Consider the following 22,327-nt stretch of genomic DNA (forward strand, 5'->3'; position numbering starts at 1 on the left):
ATCTAGCATGGTTGGATGCACAGCCAAATCGTTTGCAAATCCTTTGTGGAGAGGAGGGCGCCATGACCAGGCCGCACACCGGACCGACGCCGGAGGAGATCAAGGAGAAGCATGATCTCGAGGAAGCGCTGGAGGAGGGTCTGGAAGAGACCTTTCCGGGCTCCGATCCCGTCAGTGTCACCCAGCCGGCGCCGAGCCGCGCCGACGGCCATGTGAAGCGCTCGGACTAGGTGCCGGTTCCGCCCTGTTCCAGTATCTTCAACGGAATATAATGTTAACAAGACGTTATCGGGGCCGGGAGCCGCCCGGTTCCGTAATGATTCATCATATTTTTTGAAGCCAAGTTAGCCGTGATGGCTCTATAAGACCTCAGCAAATCAGGGATGCGGGTCCCGCTTGGGCACCCGGAGGTTGCGCTGGGGATCCCTGGTTGTTGCGTGGGGGACGATATGAGCCGCAAATATTTCGGGACGGACGGGATCCGGGGCCGCGCCAACGGACTGATCACGCCGGAGCTCGCGCTCAAGGTCGGCCAGGCCGCAGGCCTGGCGTTTCAGCGCGGTGACCACCGCCACAGGGTCGTGATCGGCAAGGACACCCGCCTGTCCGGCTACATGATCGAATACGCGATGGTCGCGGGCTTCACTTCGGTCGGCATGGACGTGCTGCTGGTCGGCCCGATGCCGACGCCCGCGGTCGCGATGCTGACCAAGTCGATGCGCGCCGATCTCGGCGTGATGATCTCCGCCTCGCATAATCTGTTCGAGGACAACGGCATCAAGCTGTTCGGGCCGCAGGGCTTCAAGCTCTCCGACGACGTCGAGAAGCAGATCGAGCAGCTGCTCGATGAGCCCATCGACAAGCGTCTCGCCCAGAGCGCCAGTCTCGGCCGCGCCCGCCGCATCGACGGCGTGCATGACCGCTACATCGAATTCGCCAAGCGCACGCTGCCGCGCGATCTGTCACTCGACGGCCTGCGCGTCGTGGTCGATTGCGCCAATGGCGCCGCCTACAAGGTGGTGCCGGAAGCGCTGTGGGAGCTGGGCGCCGACGTGATCCCGATCGGGGTCGAGCCCGACGGTTTCAACATCAACAAGGAATGCGGCTCCACCTCGCCGGAAGCGCTGTCGAAGAAGGTGCGCGAGATGCGCGCCGACATCGGTATCGCGCTCGACGGTGACGCCGATCGCGTCATCCTGGTCGACGAGCGCGGCCACATCGTCGACGGCGACCAGCTGCTCGCGGTTATCGCGCAGAGCTGGAAGGAAGACGGTCGGCTGTCGCGATCGGGCATCGTCGCCACCGTGATGTCGAACCTCGGGCTCGAGCGCTTCCTTAATGCGCAGGGGCTCGATCTCGTGCGCACGCCGGTCGGCGATCGCTACGTGCTCGAGCAGATGCTGAACGGCGGCTACAATCTCGGTGGCGAGCAGTCCGGCCACATCATCCTGTCCGACTACGCCACCACCGGGGACGGCTTCGTGGCCGCATTGCAGGTGCTTGCCGTGGTGCAGAAGCTGCGCCGGCCGGTGTCGGAAGTCTGCCACCGTTTCGATCCGCTGCCGCAGATCCTGAAGAACGTCCGTCACAAGGGCGGCAAGCCGCTCGACAATTCCGACGTCAAATCGGCGATCTCCGACGGCGAGCAGCGGCTCAACGGCCACGGCCGCCTGCTGATCCGCTCCTCCGGCACCGAGCCGGTGATCCGCGTCATGGGCGAGGGCGAGGATCGCATCCTGGTCGAGGACGTCGTCGATACCATCGTCTCGGCGCTCGGGAACGCCGCGGCCTGAACTCGCAGCCATCCTTCGAGATGCCCGCTTTCGCGGGCTCCTCAGGATGAGGTTTTGTTTCCAGGCGAAGACGTAGACCCTCATGGTGAGGAGCCCGCCACAGGCGGGCGTCTCGAACCATGCAGGCCGCAGTTTGGCCGCGAAATCTGGCGAAGCGCATTCCAGCCATGGGCGTTTGGCGGTGGATCGGTCGCCGCGCGCATCGTAACTAGCTTGTCGCGGCAATCTGCCGCGCCCGCCGGGATGCTCCAGTGAACAAGCCTGTCGTCGTCTCAGAGGAAACACTGACGGAGCCCGTCCTCGTCAGCGACGTCGCACCCGGCGCCAAAAGTGCCGCGGGGCCGGCCTATGTCGTGCTGGCCGGCATCAGCTTCTCGCACTTCCTCAACGACACCATGCAGTCGCTGATCGCTTCGGTGTATCCGATCCTGAAGGACACCTACGCGCTCGACTTCGCGCAGATCGGCATGATCACGCTGGCCTTCCAGTTCACGGCCTCGCTGCTCCAGCCGGTGGTCGGCCACTACACCGACAAGAAGGCGCAGCCCTATTCGCTGTCGATCGGCATGGCCTCGACCTTCTTCGGTCTGTTGCTGCTCAGTGCCGCCCACCAATATCTGGTCATCCTCGTCGCCGCCGCTCTGGTCGGCCTCGGCTCGGCGGTGTTTCACCCGGAGTCGGCGCGCATCGCGCGGCTCGCCTCCGGCGGCCGTTACGGTTTTGCGCAATCGGTGTTCCAGCTCGGCGGCAGTTTTGGCACCTCGATGGGACCGGTGCTCGCCGCGCTCATCGTCGTGCCGTTCGGGCAGGGCAGCATCGCCTGGTTCTCCTCGATCGCCTTCCTCGCGATCCTCATCCTCTGGCGCATCGGCCGCTGGTACGAACCGCAGATCAAGGCGAAGAAGGCGGTGGTGGATCAAGCCCATCCCGACGCGCCGAATTCGCGTCGCGTCGTCGTTGCGCTCCTCGTGCTGGTCGCGCTGCTGTTCTCGAAGCAGCTCTACGTCTCGAGCCTGTCGAGCTACTACATCTTCTATCTGATCGACCGCTTCGGCGTATCGACGCAAGCCGCGCAGATGTATCTCTTCATTTTCCTCGCAGCGAACGCGGTCGGCGCTTTTCTCGGTGGTCCCCTGGGCGATCGCTTCGGCCGCAAGATCGTGATCTGGATCTCGATCCTGGGGGCGCTGCCGTTCACGCTGGCGCTGCCCTATGCCGGGCTCTATGCGAGCGCGGTGCTGTCCGTGCTCATCGGCCTGATCATCTCCTCGACGACGTCGTCGATCATCGTGTTCGCGCAGGAGCTGGTACCGCACCGCTTCGGCATGATCTCCGGCGTATTCTTCGGTGTCGCCTTCGGCATCGGCGGCCTGGGCGCCGCCGTGCTCGGCAAGCTCGCCGACCACACCTCGATCGCGTTCGTCTACCAGGTTTGCGCCTATCTGCCGGCGATCGGCCTGCTTGCGGTATTCCTGCCCAAGCTGCCGCGGCACGCGCGTTAACATATCCTGACTTGCTGCAACGCGGCTTCATACATCGTTAGGAAATGCGGCGACGGCGTCGCATTTGGCGCTGCATTTTTGCAACGCTCGCGACGCCCGCGCGTGCGAGTTGAGAAAAAATCAACCTTAAAAATTAGGGTTAAGTGGCGCTTAAGCATTTGCTGGCATCGTCCGGGCCGTGAGTTTCCAGAACGTGAGGCGCCGTATTGCCTCACCGGCCAAAAGGACGAAGCCAATGCGTAGCGTTAAGTCTCTCCTTGCCGCGGGTGCGGCAACCCTGATCTCCTCGATGGCGTTCGCCGCCGACATGCCGATCGCGGCGCCCCCTCCGATGTACGCGCCCCCGGCTCCGCCCGCCGACTTCGGTGGCTGGTACCTGCGCGGCGACGTCGGCTTCAGCAATCAGAAGACGAGCGATCTCCACTACGGTCGCGAGTCCGCCTATTCGCAGCTCACCTCGTTCAATCAGCAGTCGTCGTTCGACACCGCCGGCATCTTTGGCCTCGGCGCGGGTTACCGGTTCAACAATTGGTTCCGCGCGGACGTGACCGGGCAGTATCGCGGCAATTCGAATTTCAAGGGAACGGATCGTTTCACCGGAACCGCGGGCGGCGTGCCCTACAGCGGGATCGATAATTACAGCGCATCCAAGTCCGAATGGCTGGTCTTGGCGAACGCGTATGTCGACCTGGGCACCTGGTGGTGCATCACGCCGTTCATCGGTGCCGGCGTTGGCGGCGCACGCGTCTCCATCTCGAACTTTACCGATACCGGCATCAACGATCTTGCGTTCTCGACGGCGAGCTTCTCGAGCGCACCAGCCGGTTCGAAGTGGAACCTGGCGTGGGCTGCCCATGCGGGTCTCGCGTACAAGGTCAATCCCAACCTCGTTCTCGAACTGGCCTACAGCTATGTCGATATGGGTGAGGGGCAAACCGGTGTCTTGTCGACCTACACCGGGGCAACCACCGGCAACGTTTTCAAGTTCAAGGACATTACCTCGCACGACCTGAAGCTCGGCGTGCGCTGGAATCTCGACAGCCCGCCGGCCTACATGCCGCCGCTCGTCACCAAGGGCTGATCGTCAGCCTCATCGCTTAATCTCTCTTAACGGCGCGGGATCATCCCGCGCCGTTTTGCTTTGCGTATTTTTCATGGCGGGCGGCGACGAAAGCCTCCGGCGCAACCATTGGTTAAGGTTAACGGGCCATGATCACGAGCGAAAGTTCGAGTTCGATGGAGCGTTCGATGCGTAGGCTTTTGTTGGCGGTGGCGATGTTGGGGACGGTCTCTGCGGCGCACGCGGCCGATCTCTCCGATCTTCCCATCCTCCGAGGCAGCTTCACCGACGGGCTGTCAAAGACGTCCCACAACTGGGACGGTTTTTATGTTGGCGGCCAGTTCGGGTTTGCCACGACCGATGTTGATTTCAGTCATGCTCCGAAGACGATGACCGACTTCATGCTTCGCAACAGCATCCTTGAGGCGCCAGTCGGCGGCTGGTCGCTGCTGCCGAGTAACCACGTGCAGTCGACCGGGTTTGGCGCCTATGTCGGCCGCAATTGGCAGCTCTACGATGCAGTGTTCGGCGTCGAGGCCAATTACAGCTACATGAAGAATATATCGAGCTCGGCAAGTGATTCCATGACACGCATTCTCGACGGTGAGACGGCGCCAACGGGCCATACCTATACCTACGTCACTTCACTCGGTGGTGGTGCTGCGCTAAAGCTGAAGGATTACGCCACCTTCCGCGGTCGGGTCGGTTGGGACGGCGGCGACTTCATGCCCTATGCCTTCGCCGGTCTGGCGATTGGGCGCGCTGAAGTTTCGCGATTCGCGACGGTGTCCTACATCAAGCATGACGACTATGACGAGTCGATTGTCCTGGGCGGTGTTACGGCGACGATCCATCGACAGGACACGATTGACACGGGTACGTTTAACAAGACTGAGCTGCGCACCAACAGCTTCATGTACGGATGGACGGCCGGTATCGGTGTCGAGTACGCGATCTGCAACAACATCCTGGTTCGCGGCGAATGGGAGCATGTCGGCTTCTCGGACGTGAAGGACATCACTGTCGGCCTGAATAACTTCCGCGTCGGCATTGGCTACCAGTTCTGAGTCGCCCGCTTCCTGTTGACAGATTCCTTCCGTCCTGATGCTCTGTCGCCGAATGCGCGGGGGCACCGATGCGGATCTACGGCGATAGCAATTCCGGCAATTGTCTGAAGGTGAAGTGGGTCTGCGACAAGCTCGCGGTGCTCTACGAGTGGATCGAGATCGACACCCGCAAGGGCGAGACCCGTACGCCGCAATTCCTCCAGATGAACGGTGCCGGCCAGGTGCCCACCGTCGCTTTCGACGACGGTCGCACGCTGGCGCAGTCCAATGCCATCATCCGCTATCTCGCGCGCGACAGTGCGCTCATTCCGGGCGACGCCTTCACTGCCGCCAAGATGGACGAATGGCTGTTCTGGGAACAATACAGCCACGAGCCCTATATCGCGGTGTGCCGCTTCCAGCTCGTCTATCTCGGCAAGGACGCCTCCGAGCTCGATCCTGAAAAGGTCAAGCGCGGCTACGCGGCGCTCGATCGCATGGAGCAGCATCTGGCGGCAAACCGCTTCTTCGCCGGTGATGACGTTTCGCTTGCCGACGTCTCGCTGCTTGCCTATACGCGCGTCGCGCATGAAGGCGGCTTCGATCTCGGTCGCTATGCCGCCATCCGCCGCTGGATCGGCGAAGCCGAGACCTTTCTCGGGCTACCCAAGGTGCGTTAGGCGCGCTTGAGGCAGGAGTAACTTTATGAACGCCGAATCTGTCTCCATTCGTCCCGCGCGCCGCGAAGATGTTGCTGCGATCGTGACGATGCTCGCCGACGATCATCTCGGGAGCGCACGCGAGCGCGTGGAAGACCCGTTGCATGCGTCCTATTACGAGGCATTCGCGCGGGTCGAGCGCGATCAAAATATCCAGCTTGTGGTTGTCGAGAGTGAGGGCAGGGTGGTCGGCTGCCTGCAGCTCGCGATCCTGCCGGGTCTCAGCTCGCAAGGCGGCTTGCGCGGTCTGCTCGAAGACGTCCGCGTCGCTTCCGATTGCCGCAGCCGCGGCATCGGCGAGCAATTGGTGCAATGGGCGGTGACGGAAGCGAAAGCGCGCGGTTGCAATCTCGTCGAACTGCTGACGCATCAGACGCGAACAGATGCGCAGCGCTTCTACAAGCGGCTTGGGTTCACGGCGAGTCACGTCGGCATGACTGTCCGCTTTTGACGCAGCACGCTATGAGCCTTGCGCGATCAGCGAAATCGGATCGCGCGTACGTTCATATTAAGAGCTGATAAACCACCGTCACGGCGTTCACGTTGGTGAAGGAACGAACGGTGCTACGGGACGTCGAAACCGGGCTCGATCGGTTCGGGGATTTCGATGACAAGCTATTCGATGATCAAGGTCGGCAACGACTACGTCGTGCAGGCCAATGACAAATGCATTTTGAAAGTCGGCAGCCGCCGCCGCGCCGCGCAATTGATCAGCGATGCCACGGGCTTGCTGAACGCGCTGGCGGTGGTCGATTCCCCCAAGATCGCACCGGAGGCGCCATCACCCGCGCGTGAGGCGCCGGAACTTCCTTGACTGGTCTTCCCGATTCCCGTATCAGCCGCGGCGGGACACCTCCCCCCAACGGGAGGCTTACTATCTGGAAGGGTAGACGATGACTGTAGCGAAGCCCGCTTCGCGGCCGAACATGCCGCATTTTTCCTCCGGCCCCTGCGCCAAGCGCCCCGGATGGAATGCCCAAAATCTCAAGGACGCAGCGCTCGGCCGTTCGCATCGCGCGAAGGTCGGCAAGACCAAGCTCAAGCTAGCGATCGATTTGACGCGCGAAGTGCTCGAAGTGCCCGCTGATTATCGCATCGGCATCGTGCCGGCCTCCGATACCGGCGCGGTCGAGATGGCGCTGTGGTCGATGCTGGGTGCGCGGCCCGTCACCACGCTCGCCTGGGAATCCTTTGGCGAGGGCTGGGTCAGCGACATCGTCAAGGAATTGAAGCTCAAGGACGTCACCAAGCTCAACGCGGCTTACGGTGAGATCCCCGACCTCTCCAAGGTCGATCCGAAGTCCGACGTCGTCTTCACCTGGAACGGCACCACCTCGGGCGTGCGCGTGCCGAACGCCGACTGGATCAGCGCGACCCGCGAAGGCCTGACCATCTGCGACGCCACCTCGGCCGCGTTCGCGCAACCCCTCGACTGGGCCAAGCTCGACGTCGTCACCTTCTCCTGGCAGAAGGCGCTCGGCGGCGAAGCCGCGCATGGCATGCTGATCCTGTCGCCCCGCGCGGTGGAGCGGCTCGAAACCTACAAGCCGGCCTGGCCGCTGCCGAAGATTTTCCGCATGACCAAGGGCGGCAAGATCAACGAAGGCATTTTCGTCGGCGAGACCATCAACACGCCGTCGATGCTCTGCGTCGAGGATTATCTCGACGCACTGAACTGGGCCAAGTCGATCGGCGGCCTGAAGGCGTTGATCGCGCGCGCCGACGCCAACACCAAGGTGCTCGCCGACTGGAAGGCTAAGACGCCCTGGATCGACTTCCTCGCCAAGGACGCCGCAATCCGCTCCAACACTTCGGTGTGCCTGAAGTTCACCGATCCCGCGATCACCTCACTCTCCGAGGACGCGCAGGCCGAGTTCAGCAAGAAGCTGGTGGCGCTGGTCGAGAAAGAGGGCGCGGGCTACGACTTCGCCTACTATCGCGATGCGCCCGCCGGCCTGCGTATCTGGTGCGGCGCCACCGTCGAGGCCAGTGATGTCGCGCTGCTGACCCAGTGGATCGACTGGGCCTTCGCCGAGACCAAGGCCGCGCTCGCCAAGGCGGCGTAGTTTTTACCTCTCCCCGTTCTTACGGGGAGAGGTCGGGTCGCGCAGCGATCCGGGTGAGGGGCTCTCTCCGCGAGCACCTCGCCTGTGGCTGCCCCTCACCCCGACCCTCTCCCCGTAAGAACGGGGAGAGGGAGAGCAAAGAGCTTCCGAGCAATTCCCCATTCCGGCCCTCAGGCCGATCTCCCTCTAGGGACGGCGAAGGACACATCTCCATGACCAAACCCAAAGTTCTCATTTCCGACGCGCTCTCTCCCGCTGCCGTGCAGATCTTCAAAGACCGCGGCGTCGAGGTCGACTTCCAGCCCAATCTCGGCAAGGACAAGGACAAGCTCGCCGAGATCATCGGCAATTACGACGGCCTCGCGATCCGCTCCGCGACCAAGGCGACCGCGAAGATCCTCGAGAAGGCGACCAACCTCAAGGTGATCGGCCGCGCCGGCATCGGCGTCGACAACGTCGAGATTCCTGCCGCCACGGCCAAGGGTATCATCGTGATGAACACGCCGTTCGGCAATTCGATCACGACCGCCGAGCACGCCATCACCCTGATGCTGGCGCTGGCGCGCGAGATTCCGCAGGCGGACGCTTCGACCCAGGCCGGCAAGTGGGAGAAGAACCGCTTCATGGGCGTCGAGATCACCGGCAAGGTGCTCGGAGTCGTCGGCTGCGGCAACATCGGCTCGATCGTCGCCGACCGCGCGCTCGGCCTGCGCATGAAGGTGATCGCGTTCGATCCGTTCCTGTCGCCGGAGCGCGCCAGGGACATCGGCGTCGAGAAGGTCGAGCTCGACGACCTCTTCAAGCGCGCCGACTTCATCACCCTGCACACCCCGCTCACCGAGAAGACCAGGAACATCATCGACGCAGCCGCGATCGCCAAGATGAAGAAGGGCGTGCGCCTGATCAACTGCGCCCGCGGCGGTCTCGTCGACGAGCAGGCCGTGGTCAACGCTTTGAATTCCAAGCACATCGCCGGCGCCGCTTTCGACGTCTTTGTCGAGGAGCCCGCCACCGCGAATGTGCTGTTCGGTCATCCCAACGTGATCTGCACGCCGCATCTCGGCGCGTCCACCACCGAGGCGCAGGAGAACGTCGCGCTCCAGGTTGCCGAGCAGATGTCGGATTACCTGCTCACCGGCGCGATCTCGAATGCCGTCAACTTCCCCTCGATCACGGCGGAAGAGGCGCCGAAGCTGAAGCCGTTCATCGCGCTCGCTGAAAAGCTCGGTTCGTTCGCGGGACAGCTCACCGAGAGCGGCATCCTCAAGGTCGAGATCACCTATGAGGGCCACGTGGCCGAGATGAAGATCAAGGCGATCACCTCCGCCGTGCTGTCGGGCCTGCTGCGGCCGATGCTGGGTGAGGTCAACGTCGTCTCCGCGCCCGTCGTCGCCAAGGAGCGCGGCATGGTGGTGGACGAGATCGTCCGCGCCGCCCAGAGTGACTATGAAAGCCTGATCACCGTCACCGTCACCACCGAGCGGCAGGAGCGGTCGGTCTCGGGCACGGTCTATGCCGACGGCAAGCCGCGCCTGGTCGACATCAAGGGCATCCGCGTCGACGCTGAATTTGGCAAGTCGATGATCTACGTGACCAACGAGGACAAGCCGGGTTTCATAGGCAAGTTCGCGAGCCTGCTCGGCGATGCCAAGATCAACATCGCGACCTTCCATCTTGGCCGCGTTGCGCCGGGCTCCGATGCCATCGCGCTGATCGAGGTCGACGGCGCGGTGCCGGCCGATCTGCTTGCCAAGGTGCAGGCTCTGCCGCAGGTCAAGCAGGTCAAGGCGCTGACGTTCTGATCCGCCGACATATTCCGACCCGCGGAACAACGCCGCCCTCTCGCGAGGGCGGCGTTTTTATTTCTCCCGCGACCGCCGGACATTGTGTACCAATGGCGCCGAGAAACCTCGACCGATGCTCCGGTCAAAATCGTTCGAAAGGGAGAAAACAATGCGTGAAGCCGTCATCGTTTCCTATGCACGCACGGGCCTCGCGAAATCCGGCCGCGGCGGGTTCAACATCACCCCGCCGATGTCGCTCGCGGCCCACGCCATTCACCACGCAGTCGACCGCGCCGGCGTCGAGAAGGACTATGTCGAGGATTGCTATCTCGGCAATTGCGCTCATGGCGCGCCGAACATCGGCCGCCAGGCCGCGCTGCTGGCGGGAATGCCGAAATCGACCGGGGGCGTCTCGGTGAACCGGTTCTGCTCGTCCGGTCTCCAGACCATCGCGATGGCCGCCAACTCGATCCGCTCGGACGGTTCCGACTGCATCGTCGCAGGCGGCGTCGAGAGCATCTCGATGCCGGGCGGCGGCACGCCGAAGGAATCGATCGATCCCGAACTGCTCAAGACGGCACCGGCGATCTTCATGGCGATGATTGACACCGCCGATATCGTCGCCGAGCGCTACAATCTCAGCCGTGAATATCAGGACGAGTATTCGCTGGAGTCGCAGCGCCGCATGGCCGCCGCGCAGCAGGCCGGCAAGTTCAAGGACGAGATCGTCCCGATGAAGACTAAGATGAAGGTGGTCGACAAGGCGACCAAGGCCGAGTCGATCGTCGATTACGTCGTCGACCGCGACGAGTGCAACCGGCCCGAGACCACGCTGGAAGGTCTCGCCAAGCTCGAGCCCGTCAGGGGCCCCGGCAAGTTCGTCACGGCCGGCAACGCCAGCCAGCTGTCGGACGGCGCCGCGGCCGTGGTGCTGATGGAAGCCAAGGACGCGGAGAAGCGCGGCCTCAATCCCATGGGCCGCTTCGTCGCCTGGGCGGCCGCGGGTTGCGAGCCGGACGAGATGGGCATCGGCCCGATCTTTGCCGTGCCGAAGCTGTTGAAGCGTCATGGCCTGAAGATCGACGACATCGATCTCTGGGAGCTCAATGAAGCCTTCGCCAGCCAGTGTCTCTATTCGCGCGACAAGCTCGGCATCGATCCCGCCAAGTACAATGTCAACGGCGGATCGATCGCGATCGGCCATCCGTTCGGCATGACCGGCGCGCGGCTCACCGGCCACATCCTCCAGGAGGGCAAGCGCCGCAAGGCGAAGTGGGGCGTCGTGACGATGTGCATCGGCGGCGGCCAGGGCGGCGCGGGACTGTTCGAAATCTACAGCTGAGATCGAGCCTCATGAATGCGGAAGGCACGGCGTCGCAAGCGCCGTGCCTTGTTGTTTGAGCACCAGGTCAGGCGTGTACTCTTTGGGTCATCGGTTTTGTGGGATGAAGCGGCTGAAGGATGGTAGTCTAAGACAAAGCTTGATGAGAGGGGAAGCGCGAGGACCGGGATGACGCACGCAGCGACATAACCTTCCGCCAGCGACGGCAGACCGAAGCTCGCCGCTGCCCACACGAGCGTGACGTTGCGGTTTCCGCTCACGAGACCGATGGTACCGGCGGTTTGCCACCCCAGTCTCGCGAACGTCATGGCAGCGAGGACGCACAGACCGAAATTGAACACGATCGCCGCGGCGAGCATCACGTCGAAACGCAGGGCGTTGCTGGTCCATTGCGCCCGTATGCCTTGCGAGGTGGCAAGCCCCACGATCATGAGCCCGACAACGGCGATCCCGGTGGCGGCGCTTTGATCGGGCAGAACAGGAATCACATGACGACGAAACCTCATGGCTAAGAAGGCCACCAGGCCTGCAGCGCCGATAATGCTGAAGAGCCGGATCGCCAGCCTGCCCATGTCGAATGCAATTCCAAGTCCGAGCACCGTGGCAAAACTCGGAATCGAGATCGGCGTGAGCAAGGTCAGTGCGATGGAAACGAGCAGTGCGAGACGTGGTCGCAAACCGAGCATTCCGGCGATCGCAGCGGCGCTTCCGACCGGCGGCGCCAGCAATGAAAGCAGAACGCCGGCCCGCAGCGCAGGATCAAGCGGAGCAAAGGACAGCAGAATCGCAGCAGCGAATGGCAGCACCAGGCCAACCCAGGCAAGCACCACGCCCATCAGGAGCGGACGAATGCTGGCTTCAGAGGGGGCAAGACCCGCCGTAAGAAACGAGCCCAGCGTCAGAAGAAATGCCGAAAAAGGCAAAAGATCGTAGCCGAGATGAGCGAAGGGAGTGATCACCAGCCCTGCGCAAAGCGAGATCACCAGGAGCATGGGTCCTTGTCCGCCAAGCGTGGACAATATCCGGCCAACGTACATATCAGCTCCTCTGGACTTACGCATCAACGACGATGCGTCTTCAGATTTCAGTCATGTCGGCCGCCATTGCGAACGTCAGAAGAATCCGGCGCTCAAATCCAGGCCGTAGGTTCGTGAGAGCACGAACACAAAGGCGCACGCTGCGCACAACAGGAGGGCGTGCTTCGCCAATTCGGCACCGATGACCGAGAGGACCGTGCGGGAAATCGTGCGTATGATTGCTGGCATGTTGCCTCCTGGTTTTTCAAATCCCATGAACCGGCTGCATGTGGCGGCCGTCAGTCGGTGTGCGAAGCGAGGATCAGGGGCGGATCACCTGGCTCGGTCGACGCGCGCTGAATCAGGATCGCGCCGATCACGTGAACGAGGCCGAATCCCAGCAGAACGAGGATCATCAGGCGCGTCTCGCCGCCTGTTCGCTTTCTGTCGTGCGATGCCGGAGATCTGGCCCGAATTGGAGACGCAGCACGGTTGTGATTGTTCACGATTGTCCTCATATGCTTTGCTGTCGCTCGTCCCGATCGCCTACGGCGCCGGCGGGTTCGAAATGTAGTGGGTAACGAAATCGTCGGAGGCGAGGTTGGCTTGGCGCTCTCGGGGCGCCTTGCTCATTGCCGCGAAGGCAATCACCAGCGCCAGGAGCGAGCCATAGAAGGCGACCACTCCAAGTCTCCACATCGCAACCAATCGCTGTTCTTGGTCGGACGCGAGAAACCTCTGCGATTGTCTTCCCTGCTGTGCGATGTCGGTCAATGCGACCTCCTGTTTGATGGCTGTTGTGATGCCGGCGTGCGATCAGTCGCCTCCGAAAAGGAGCGGTGCGACGGGCGGCGCCGACTGCGAAGCGGCCCTGAGTGTCGGGTGTGCAAAGGTCGTCAACGCTGCGTCGAATCCGGCGAGAACCACGAACAAGCCAACGACGATCATGATGAGGTGATGCGCGCGCACGCTGACTTCCGGATGAAATTGCTCCGCGTCGATCAACCAACCGGCATCTCGTCGCGATGCGATCTGAACCCACTGTCGTCGTCGCCGGCGTCACTCGGCCGTCACTGCAGCGTTAATATTGTTCGCTAAGGCGGCAATTCGTGTAGGATGTATATCCGTGAGCGCATCTGCTTATTTTTGAGGCGGAATGACCGAAACTGCACCCGCGCCCAGCCCAAGTTTTACTCTCGCACTTCTTGGACGTTTTGAACTGATCGGGCCGGACGGTGCCGTCAGCTTACCGAACAAGAAGCTCGCGGGATTGCTGGCCTATCTGGCCTACACGGCACCTCAGCCTCAGCACCGCGAAAAACTCTCGACCTTGCTGTGGGGATCGCACTTCGAAGCGCAGGCGAAGCAAAACCTGCGACAGGCCCTGTTCAAGCTGCGTCAAGTTCTTGGTCAGAGTGCTCTCAGGAGTGACGGCGAATTCATTTCGTTGAATGCCGTTGTGATCACCTGCGATGTGCCGCAATTCGAGCGGCTTGTCAGAAAGGGCAGCCGTGACGCGCTGACCGCGGCGGCAGATCTCTATCGCGGGCGCCTCGTCGATGACATCGCGGTCAACGCTGAGGGCTGGAGCGAGTGGGTGGCCGGCGAACGCGAGCGGTTATCGGAGCTGGCTGTCGGCGCGATGGTAGCGCTCGGCGACCAGGAACTGTCCGACGGACGTGCCGGCGATGCCCTGCTCGCCGGCCAGCGCGCCAATGCACTCAACAGCATGCGCGAGGATGCGCACCGCCTGATCATGCGCGCGTTGTCCGCGGCCGGCCGCAACGCCGAGGCGCTCAAATATTATCAGGCCGTCGTTGCCTTTCTGAAGCAAGAGCTCGGCACCGCGCCCGATGCCACAACCAGCGCGCTGGCTGCGGAATTGCGCAAGGTCCAGGAGCAGAAGATCGTTCTGCCGGCAGCGGAGCCGACGGCAGACCTTTCGCACCAGGCGGAGCACGTGTTCGGCAACGACAGGCCCTCCGTGGCGGTGCTTCCGTTCCGCAACATGGGTGATGAAACCGAACAGGACTACTTCGCCGATGGCGTCACTGCAGACATCATCACCGCTCTATCGCGCTTTCGCGAGCTGGTGGTGATCGCGGCCGGATCGAGCTTTGCCCTTCGGGACAAGGGAATGACCAGCCGGCAGATTGCGCAGCAACTCGGTGCGCAATACGTCCTGAGCGGTCATATTCGCAAGGCGGGCAACCGCATTCGCGTCTCGGCCGAGCTCACTCATACCGGAAGCGAGGCCCAGGTCTGGTCCAATCGCTACGATCGCCCCCTGGTCGACATCTTCGACCTGCAGGACGACGTCAGCAGCAGTGTTGCCGCAGTCGTCGATCCCGCCGTTCGTAGCGCCGAGATCGAACGCGCACGCCGCAAGCCGCCAACTGATCTTTCGGCCTATGATCTGTATTTGCGCGGCCTTCATCATTTATGGGGCGGCACCCGCGAAGGTATCGTCAAGGCCATCGATCTGCTTCGGCGGTCTCTGAGCCTCGATCAGGAGCGAACGGCGACGCTGGCGGCGCTGGCTTGGGGACTCGTGATGGCTCCGCCGCTCGGCGCCAACATGTCTGCGGATGCCGCGTCCGAGGCGGTCGGTCTGGCGCGCCGCGCCGTCGAGCAGGATAGTGGGGACGCTTTCGCCCACGCTGTCTATGGCTTCACGCTGTTTGGGCCCGCCGGCGACAACGATCAGGGGCGCATTCACGCCAGCGAAGCCGCAAGGCTCAATCCGAGTTCGGCTTTCGCATGGGGTGTACTCGGAATGATCGACAGCATGGGAGGCGATTATGCCAACGCACTCGCATGCCTGCATCGGTCTCTCGTCCTCAGCCCCGAGGACAGCATGCTCCATATGTGGATGACGGGACTGACCGCGTCCTACTTTGCCCTCGGGCAGTACGAGGAGGGCGTTGCCTGGGCGCGCAAGTCGGTTCGGCACAATCCGAGCAACGGCACCGGACATCGCATGCTCGCGGCCAACCTGGTCGGGGTCGGCCGGCTGGAGGAAGCCCGCGAGGTCACCCGGGTTCGCGATGCGGCACAAAAAACGACGATCCGCGATCTGCGCGCCATGCGCTTTTTCAAGCAGCACGAGGCGCTTGAACGCTACCTTTCGGCCCAGCAGATCGCCGGCGTGGCCGACTGAGCCTCAAGCGCCGAGTGCAACGAGCAGCGTGCGCACGGTCATGAAGACCAGGATGACCGAGCCGACGGTCCACAGCATTGCGCGAATGTCGTGAATTTGCCCGGTGAGATAGGCGAGAAAATGCAGCAGGCGTGAGGCAACGTAGCCGTAGAGCAGGCATTGCGCGAGAAGCAGCGACGGCTTTGTGAGAACATAAAGAAAGCCCGCGGCCAGGAAATACGGCAGGCTCTCGAGATCGTTCATCTGGATCCGGCGGATCCGCTCCACATCTTCGTTGGGAAGAAGCTGCGCCGGATCGGGTGCGGGATTCAGTGGTGTCTTCTTGATGTCCTCCGGCGAACGGTAGCCGCCCTGGGCCCTCACCATCCGGACCACGGTGAGCCACGACATCGCCACGGCCTTGAGGATGATCAAGCTGGCGGCAACGACATAGGTGGCGAAGAGGGGATCGTGAAGATTGATTCCGTCCAATTTGGTACCCCGCTCCGGCAGGGCCATACTACATGTCCGAGCGGGTTGCGCCACTACGTAAAGGCAGCCGCCAGTCCAGTCCCAGCCTGATCTCGCCTTATGCCTTCGCCAGCGCCGATCGGCCATCCGTTCGGCATGACCGGCGCGCGGCTCACCGGCCACATCCTCCAGGAAGGCAAGCGCCGCAAGGCGAAGTGGGGCGTCGTGACGATGTGCATCGGCGGCGGCCAGGGCGGCGCGGGACTGTTCGAAATCTACAGCTGAGATCGAGCCTCATGAATGCGGAAGGCACGGCGTCGCAAGCGCCGTGCCTTTTGCTTTCTGGCGTGTGCTTGGGGATACGCCCGCGGCAACTCAACCGTTCTTCTCGGGCGCGACAGGTCGGAACACCCACTCGCGCCAGACCACCAGCAACGCCGACATGATCACCGGGCCGAGAAACAAGCCCAGAAGGCCGAAGGCAGCCAAGCCTCCGAAGATCCCGACAAACGCGAACAGAAACGGCAGCCGCGCCGAGTCGCCGACCAGGGTCGGCCAGACGAAATGATCGCCGGCCAACATGACGATCGCGCCCCAGAAGAAGACGCCCGCGGCTGCGAAGCCGCTGCCTCCGCCAGAGACCAGCACCACCGCCGCAGCGGTGAAAGCGAGCCAGGCGCCGAACGGAAGCATGGCGAAGGCCGTGGTCAATATTGTGAATACGATGGCATGCGGCACGCGCGCGACGAAATAGGCCACGCCGATCAATAATCCCTCGCCTGCGGCGACCAGCACCGTACCGTTCACGGTGCCGCGGATCGCATCGACCATTTGCTCGGCGAGACCCTCTCCCGCCTCACCGAAAAGCCGATCGCAGGTTTCCAGCACGCGGTCCGAGATCGACCGGCCGTTGCGCAGCAAGACGAACAAGGCGATCAGCGAAAAGAACAGAAGAAACAGGCGATGAAGCAGCTGTCCGCCGAACGTTCGAAACAGTTCCGATGCGTTGTCTGCGTTGACGCTTTTCAGCCATGCGGTCGCGGCTTTGGGATCGGAAAGATTGCTGCGCCACCACTGCTCGATGCTCTCTGCGGCGATCGGAAGGCGGGCGAGCCAATCAGGCACTTCGATCCCGCTCTCTCCGGCCTGTTTCATCCAGCCCACGAGCAGATCGCCTTGCTGCGCGATCTGATAGACGGCAAGCGACATCGGCGTAAACAGGATGAGGGCGACGACGAGCGTGAAGACCAGCGGGGCCAGGCTGGAGCGGCCGGAGGTCACGCGTGCCGCAAACTTGGTGTAGAGCGGCCACAGGCTGGTTGCGAGTATCGCGGCCCAGATCACCGCGGGCAGAAAGCCCGCCGCCGTCCACAACGCGAGTGCGACCAGCGCAAGGGCAAGCACGACTCGGGCGTTCATGCGCGCGCCTGCGCCGGTAGGCAGCGGCTTTCGCTCAGTCGTGGTCGGGCCTCTGTCGCTCCGCACCGCCTCGCTCCGCTTGGGCGGACGCTGCTTCGATGCCACGGATTTCGCTCGTTCGGTCATTTGAAGTCGCTGGAGTGCGGAGCTGCAGTGTCGAACTGATCAGCAGGAGAAACGCTGGGTCCAGGCTTCAAGCCGCAACGAGGGGCTTCGGTTCCGCTCGGGAAGAAGTCGCAATGAGCTGGCGCCCTTCGCGGGGCGCGGCTCGGCCGAAGCCGCCCGTGCACCGCGGGCAGGAAATCGCGTTCGCCGCTTACGCCTGCGCCAGTGCCGGTGCGAACACCACCTCGATCAGCGAGCCGGAGTTCGCCGCGCTCTTGATGTTGAAGCGGGCGCGGTTGGCTTCGACCAGGGCCTTGGTCAGCGACAAGCTCAGCGCCGAACTGTCTTCGGCGTCGCCGGGCGGCGGCGTGCGGAACGGCTCCATCGCGGCGGCGACTTCGCGCTCGCTGAGGCCGTGACCGGTGTCGCGGATGCGAAGTGCGACCTCGCCGCGGTCGGTGAGCGCGGTCGAGACGATGACCTGGCCGCCGGCGCTGGCGAGCCGGATCGAGTTCGAGATCAGGTTCATGGTGATCTGCCGCATCGCGCGCGCATCCGCGCTCACCTGCGGCAGGGCATGGCCGAGCGAGGTGCGGATGATGATGCGCTCGCGATTGGCCTGCGGCTGCATCACCACCACGCAGGCCTCGACGAGATCGTTGAGGTTGAGGTTGGCGAAGTTGAGGTCGAGCTTGCCGGTCTCGATCCGCGACAGCTCGAGCAGGTCGTCGATGATGGCGATGACGCGCTCGCCGGAGGCGCGGATGTCCTTCATGTACTCGCCGTAGCGCTCGTTGCCGAGCGTGCCGAAGCGTTCCGAGATCATCACCTCCGAGAAGCCGATGATGGCGTTCAGCGGCGTGCGGATCTCGTGGCTGATCCGCGCCAGCATGTCGGCCTTGGCATTGGCCGCGCCGTCGACCAGACGTCGCGCCTGCGTCAGCTCGCTCTCGCCCTGCTTGCTGTGCGAGAGATCGCGGAACACGGCGAAGAAGTTCGGGCCGTCGGGCCGGGTGCGGCCCATGATCATCGCGAGCGGAATGACGCCGCCCTTCTTCTCGCGCCCCAGCACCTCGCGGCCGTGGTCGAGCAGGCTCGCGATGTCCTGGCTCTTGAGGTTTTCCAGATAGTCGATCACGACATGCTGGCTCTCCGGCGCGAACAGCGTCACCAGATTCTGCTGCATCAGCGTCTCGCCGTCATAGCCGAACAGCGCCTCGGCGCTGCGGTTGCAGGCGTGGATGTTGCCTTCGGCATCGAACATCACGATGCCCTCGGCCGTGGTGTCGAGGATCGCGGCGAGATCTTCCGCGGCCGCCTCGCCGGCGTCGGGCTCCGGCGCGGTGGGGAAGGTCTCGGGGACAATGGTCTCGGCGGTGACGGTCTCGGCGATGACGGGCGCAGCCTGCGGCAGCGCGCAGATCAGCGCATGCGCGCTCTCGCCGTCCCAGTCGATCGCGTGCAGATGCGCCTCGGTGGTCGGCAGCGGCGCTTCGCCATTGGCGAGCGTCGCGCTGATCGTGACAGGCGTGCCGGCTTGCGACGTGCTGCTGGCCGCGGACACGCCCGGCTCGACATAGAGCGCATCCAGCCCGCCGGCATTCTCCAGTGCGCTCAGGCTGGCATAGCCCATGCGCGCGAGAAACGCGGGGTTGGCGTAGAGCAGGCGGTCGAGCCGGTAGATCAGGATGCCGGTCGGCAGCAGGTCGAGCAGCGCGCGGTCGCGCGGGCTGTGGCCGTGCGCGGGCGGCGCGGGCGCGGTCAGCCATTCGGCCGGCGCGTGCGGCGTCTCAGGCTCGGGCTCCGGCGTCGCCGCCTCAGGCGTGATCTCGGCATCCGGCGGCTCGGACGATGCCGCGATGGTTTCCTTGTCGCGTTCGAGGCGCTCGGACAATTGGCGGGCGAGCTCGTTGAACGCGCTGTTCTCGACCGGCGTCAGCGTCGGCGATCGCGTGTCGCCGGGCGCTCGGAACGGCAGGACATTGGGAGGCGTTTCCACTGGCGGTTCCGGATCGGTTGGATGTGAATTCGCGTCGGGTGTGGGTTCGGGCAGTTCAGCTTCAGGCTCAGGTGCGGGCGGCTCGATCGGCGGAGGCGGCGGCTCTGGCTCGGGCTCCGGCTCGACCACATTGGCGGACAGGCTTTGCGGCGCCGCCGGTTCGGCCAAAAGCTCAAAACGCCTGAGCGCATCGAGCCGGTTGAGGCCGTCGAGATCGCGGCAGACGCCAAATCCCCTGAAGCCCGCGAAATTGCGCTCGCCGTCATAAACCGGAAGTCCGGCAAGCTCGACCGGCAGATGCTCGCCGCCATCGGCCGGCCAGTTCACGGTGATCCCGGCCCAGGTGTCCTTGCTCGCAAGCGCCTGCGCCACGCGGCTCTCAGGATCGAGCGCGAAGGCGTCGGCGATCTCGCGCCAGGGGCGGTCGAAGCCGGCGGCGGTGCGCGCACCGATCAGGTGGATGAATTCGTCGGACAGAAGCACAAAGCGGCCCTCTGCATCCGCCTTCCAGAGGAAGCGCAGCGGATGCTGACGCGGTGCGGGCGGCTCTTCGTGGCCCGACGGCGGCTCGACCATGCCGGTTACGGTCGGCGCGGCCTGCGGCGACACCATGGCTTCGGCCGAGTTTTCAACCGGAGTCTTCGGTTCGACCTCGGCGCGCGCTTCGGCCGCTTGCTCGACGGCTTGCTGGATCGAGACGATCTCGGTCGCCGGCTCGCTTACGGGCGGTTCGTGCGCGATCGTTGCTTGCGGCGCGTCGACCGGCTCGGCGAAGGCGTCGAACAGCGCGATCTCTGATGGCGCCTCGTGCGACGGCGCCGCTTGCACATCCTGCGGTACGGCGGCTGGAGCAGCGGACGGCGCAGCCTCATGCTGAGCGATGTCTTCTCGGGCGATCTCTTCGCGCGCGACCTCTTCGGCGGCCTCGGACTCGACCTCATCAGTCGCAGCCGCCGCCTGCTGCACGGCAGGCTCGATCAGCGCGACCAGGCCGACATCGGCCCCGCTGCCGACCCGCTGCAGCACCATCTGGCCGATGCCGATCGGCGTCTCGGCGCGGCCAAGGCTGAGCGCATCGCTGCGCGCCTGTTCGAGGCCGCCCTCGGTGAGATCGCGGAAGCCGAGCAGGGTGCGGGCCGTTTCGCTGGCCCCGACGAACAGGCCGTCGGGTGCGAACGCCGCCATCGGCGTCTTGGCGCCGTCGACCAGACGAAGCAGCCGCTCGACCAGCGGCATGGTGCGCAAGCCGGGGTCCATCGCGGTGACCAGCACGGCGCGGCCGCCATCGGCGAAGTCGAGCCGGGCGCAGGCGCAGGTCATCAGAGTGCCCAACCGCGCGCCGAAGCCGCGCAGCCGTTCGAGCCGGATCGCGCCGTTCGGAGGCAGCCGGCCGGCAAGCCGGATGATCTGGCGGCGGTGGCTGTCGGCGGGCCCGAAGGTCTTGTCTGCGAGCGCCGTGGCATGGGCCGCGCCGAACAGTCTTGCCCCGACCGGATTGGCCCAGAGCACGCGCGTGCCGTCGATCGACCACAGCCAGACGGGCAGCGGCGAGGTCGCGTGCACGGCCAGCCGGGGATCGCCCACGCCTCGCAACTGGAAATCCGAACTCGTCATCCGACCGGCTTCGCGTCCCGCTTGTGCGCATCAGGCTGCCGGGAATGACAGCCTTAAGAAAGGGTTAGTATCGCCCGCAGGGCCGGGCAGGTCCACGGCCGAAGCCTATGCGCCAAGGCCTAAAGCCGCGATAACCTTAATGTCCCTGACCCCGCAAGCCGTAGCCCGTTCGCATCCCCATTCTTCGAGATCCCCGCGTCCGCAGATACCCATGCCGCCCAGCCTCATCCTGAGGAGATCGCGCAGCGGTCGTCTCAAAGGACGAGGCGCGCGCTCAGGCACCACCTGATTACCTCAACCACCGGTTCCCCATACCGGGAACCTCATCCTCCCCGCGATTAAATTTGCGCAATGCACCCCAAAACCCGTTGCGTTGCACAATGTTGACATCTTAGGCAGGCATGGTCTCCGCGCTGGGCGAGCCATCATTCGTTTTGTGTTTCCAGTCTTCGCACCCGTCACCCGGTTGGCCGGCGGGCGCGCCTGAAGGCTCACTCCGTTTTTTCATTAGTGTGAGGGACAAAGCATGACAGGTACGACTGATCCATTCTCCGCCTCCGTCATTCCGTTCGAGGTTCCGGAGCAGATGCGTGCGTTCGCCGAAAAGGGCGTGTCGCAGGCCCGCGAGAACTACGCCAAGTTCAAGGACGCCGCCGAAACCCACAACGGCACCGTCGAGGCCGTGTTCGCGTCCGCCCACAAGGGCGTCAGCGAATACACCGCCAAGCTGATGGAGTTCGCGAAGGCCAACACCAAGGCCCATCTCGACTTCACCCAGGAGCTGTTCAGCGTGAAGGCGCCGCAGGATGCGTTCGCGCTGTGGACCAACCATTCCAAGACGCAGCTCGAAACCTTCCAGGCCCAGGCCCGGGAGCTCGCCGAGATCACCCAGCGCGCGGCCACTGCCGCCGCCGAGCCGATCAAGGCCTCCGCCGCGAAGCTCTACCCCGCCGCCTGATCTGGCCGGGTCGTTTGAATTAAGAAACCCGGGCCTAGAGCCCGGGTTTTGCTTTGGAAATAACCTCGTTTGCGGGACGTTTTGAGGGTGTTGCGGCCTTGCCAAAAACGCCCGTTGCACCTAGTTTCCGCCCCGTCCAGCCCCCCTCGGTGACCGGCCCTATCAAGGGCGCCCCTCGGGCGGCTCGCAAGGATGCAGTTGTAGCTCAGTTGGTTAGAGCGCCTGTCTGTGGAACAGGAGGTCGGTGGTTCGAGCCCACCCAACTGTACCAACAGAGTTGAATTGCCCTGCAAT

Annotated in this window: 20 protein-coding genes, 1 tRNA gene and 1 pseudogene; 15 read left to right on the top strand and 7 right to left on the bottom strand. The window is 63.7% G+C overall.

The genetic code is table 11. From position 1 onward, the window contains the following. The first annotated feature begins 62 nt into the window (after nucleotides 1-62). From IVB07_RS05780 to IVB07_RS05830, 11 genes are all read left to right on the top strand, one after another. On the top strand, nucleotides 63-230 hold the full coding sequence (locus tag IVB07_RS05780) for a hypothetical protein (RefSeq protein ID WP_018453553.1): 168 nt from the start codon (nucleotides 63-65) through the stop codon (nucleotides 228-230). Between the two features lie 219 nt (nucleotides 231-449). Further along, the gene (gene glmM, locus IVB07_RS05785) at nucleotides 450-1,793 is read left to right on the top strand and encodes a phosphoglucosamine mutase (protein ID WP_018453554.1); all 1,344 of its coding nucleotides are present in this window, start codon (nucleotides 450-452) and stop codon (nucleotides 1,791-1,793) included. Between the two features lie 251 nt (nucleotides 1,794-2,044). Then, nucleotides 2,045-3,295, top strand: coding sequence for an MFS transporter (locus IVB07_RS05790; protein ID WP_247296232.1), 1,251 nt, complete (start codon nucleotides 2,045-2,047; stop codon nucleotides 3,293-3,295). A 235-nt stretch (nucleotides 3,296-3,530) separates the two neighbouring features. Then, nucleotides 3,531-4,376 (top strand): outer membrane beta-barrel protein, encoded by an 846-nt coding sequence (locus IVB07_RS05795; protein WP_240543166.1) that lies wholly within the window; start codon nucleotides 3,531-3,533, stop codon nucleotides 4,374-4,376. A gap of 128 nt (nucleotides 4,377-4,504) precedes the next feature. Next, nucleotides 4,505-5,422, top strand: coding sequence for an outer membrane beta-barrel protein (locus IVB07_RS05800; protein WP_085348794.1), 918 nt, complete (start codon nucleotides 4,505-4,507; stop codon nucleotides 5,420-5,422). 68 nt (nucleotides 5,423-5,490) lie between these two features. Continuing rightward, nucleotides 5,491-6,081: a glutathione S-transferase family protein gene (locus IVB07_RS05805; RefSeq protein WP_018453558.1), complete on the top strand. Its 591-nt coding sequence runs from the start codon at nucleotides 5,491-5,493 to the stop codon at nucleotides 6,079-6,081. Between the two features lie 25 nt (nucleotides 6,082-6,106). After that, nucleotides 6,107-6,571 (top strand): GNAT family N-acetyltransferase, encoded by a 465-nt coding sequence (locus IVB07_RS05810; RefSeq protein WP_018453559.1) that lies wholly within the window; start codon nucleotides 6,107-6,109, stop codon nucleotides 6,569-6,571. Between the two features lie 171 nt (nucleotides 6,572-6,742). Continuing rightward, complete coding sequence (locus tag IVB07_RS05815; protein ID WP_240543165.1) at nucleotides 6,743-6,934, top strand: hypothetical protein; 192 nt, start codon at nucleotides 6,743-6,745, stop codon at nucleotides 6,932-6,934. 79 nt (nucleotides 6,935-7,013) lie between these two features. After that, on the top strand, nucleotides 7,014-8,186 hold the full coding sequence (locus IVB07_RS05820) for a phosphoserine transaminase (RefSeq protein WP_247296226.1): 1,173 nt from the start codon (nucleotides 7,014-7,016) through the stop codon (nucleotides 8,184-8,186). A 212-nt stretch (nucleotides 8,187-8,398) separates the two neighbouring features. Further along, nucleotides 8,399-9,988 (top strand): phosphoglycerate dehydrogenase, encoded by a 1,590-nt coding sequence (gene serA / locus IVB07_RS05825; RefSeq protein WP_247337608.1) that lies wholly within the window; start codon nucleotides 8,399-8,401, stop codon nucleotides 9,986-9,988. A 151-nt stretch (nucleotides 9,989-10,139) separates the two neighbouring features. Next, on the top strand, nucleotides 10,140-11,312 hold the full coding sequence (locus IVB07_RS05830) for an acetyl-CoA C-acyltransferase (protein ID WP_007596708.1): 1,173 nt from the start codon (nucleotides 10,140-10,142) through the stop codon (nucleotides 11,310-11,312). On the opposite strand, the gene IVB07_RS05835 is transcribed toward IVB07_RS05830, so the two are convergent. The 4 genes from IVB07_RS05835 to IVB07_RS05850 form a co-directional block, all read right to left on the bottom strand. Beyond that, the gene (locus tag IVB07_RS05835) at nucleotides 11,303-12,304 is read right to left on the bottom strand and encodes a hypothetical protein (RefSeq protein WP_247360982.1); all 1,002 of its coding nucleotides are present in this window, start codon (nucleotides 12,302-12,304) and stop codon (nucleotides 11,303-11,305) included. The two genes, IVB07_RS05830 and IVB07_RS05835, sit on opposite strands and share 10 nt — an antisense overlap. A 120-nt stretch (nucleotides 12,305-12,424) precedes the next feature. Then, nucleotides 12,425-12,604, bottom strand: coding sequence for a hypothetical protein (locus tag IVB07_RS05840; protein ID WP_247371574.1), 180 nt, complete (start codon nucleotides 12,602-12,604; stop codon nucleotides 12,425-12,427). Nucleotides 12,605-12,874: 270 nt separating this feature from the next. Beyond that, entirely contained in the window at nucleotides 12,875-13,102 is a 228-nt protein-coding gene (locus tag IVB07_RS05845; RefSeq protein ID WP_085348786.1) for a hypothetical protein, read from the bottom strand. A gap of 42 nt (nucleotides 13,103-13,144) precedes the next feature. Beyond that, nucleotides 13,145-13,333, bottom strand: coding sequence for a hypothetical protein (locus IVB07_RS05850; RefSeq protein ID WP_018453567.1), 189 nt, complete (start codon nucleotides 13,331-13,333; stop codon nucleotides 13,145-13,147). A 151-nt stretch (nucleotides 13,334-13,484) separates the two neighbouring features. On the opposite strand from IVB07_RS05850, the gene IVB07_RS05855 reads away from it, so the two are divergent. Continuing rightward, a complete protein-coding gene (locus IVB07_RS05855) occupies nucleotides 13,485-15,488 on the top strand; it encodes a BTAD domain-containing putative transcriptional regulator (RefSeq protein ID WP_247296216.1) in 2,004 nt (667 codons plus the stop codon). Nucleotides 15,489-15,491: 3 nt separating this feature from the next. Here the strand turns inward: IVB07_RS05855 and IVB07_RS05860 are convergent, their stop codons facing one another. After that, nucleotides 15,492-15,959 (bottom strand): MAPEG family protein, encoded by a 468-nt coding sequence (locus IVB07_RS05860; protein ID WP_094183402.1) that lies wholly within the window; start codon nucleotides 15,957-15,959, stop codon nucleotides 15,492-15,494. A 117-nt stretch (nucleotides 15,960-16,076) separates the two neighbouring features. Between IVB07_RS05860 and IVB07_RS05865 the strand changes: the two are divergent. Further along, nucleotides 16,077-16,223: pseudogene (locus IVB07_RS05865) on the top strand (acetyl-CoA C-acyltransferase); the annotation flags it as partial. 90 nt (nucleotides 16,224-16,313) lie between these two features. Here the strand turns inward: IVB07_RS05865 and IVB07_RS05870 are convergent. Next, on the bottom strand, nucleotides 16,314-17,357 hold the full coding sequence (locus IVB07_RS05870; protein ID WP_247767507.1) for an AI-2E family transporter: 1,044 nt from the start codon (nucleotides 17,355-17,357) through the stop codon (nucleotides 16,314-16,316). A gap of 316 nt (nucleotides 17,358-17,673) precedes the next feature. Next, nucleotides 17,674-21,075, bottom strand: coding sequence for a PAS domain-containing protein (locus tag IVB07_RS05875; RefSeq protein ID WP_247360985.1), 3,402 nt, complete (start codon nucleotides 21,073-21,075; stop codon nucleotides 17,674-17,676). Nucleotides 21,076-21,601: 526 nt separating this feature from the next. Here IVB07_RS05875 and IVB07_RS05880 point away from each other — a divergent pair. Beyond that, a complete protein-coding gene (locus IVB07_RS05880; protein WP_018453573.1) occupies nucleotides 21,602-22,033 on the top strand; it encodes a phasin in 432 nt (143 codons plus the stop codon). A gap of 194 nt (nucleotides 22,034-22,227) precedes the next feature. Beyond that, nucleotides 22,228-22,304 (top strand) — tRNA-His (locus tag IVB07_RS05885). The last annotated feature ends 23 nt before the right edge of the window (nucleotides 22,305-22,327 follow it).

It is taken from the genome of Bradyrhizobium sp. 172 (genome assembly GCF_023101065.1).
Lineage (GTDB): Bacteria > Pseudomonadota > Alphaproteobacteria > Rhizobiales > Xanthobacteraceae > Bradyrhizobium > Bradyrhizobium canariense_D.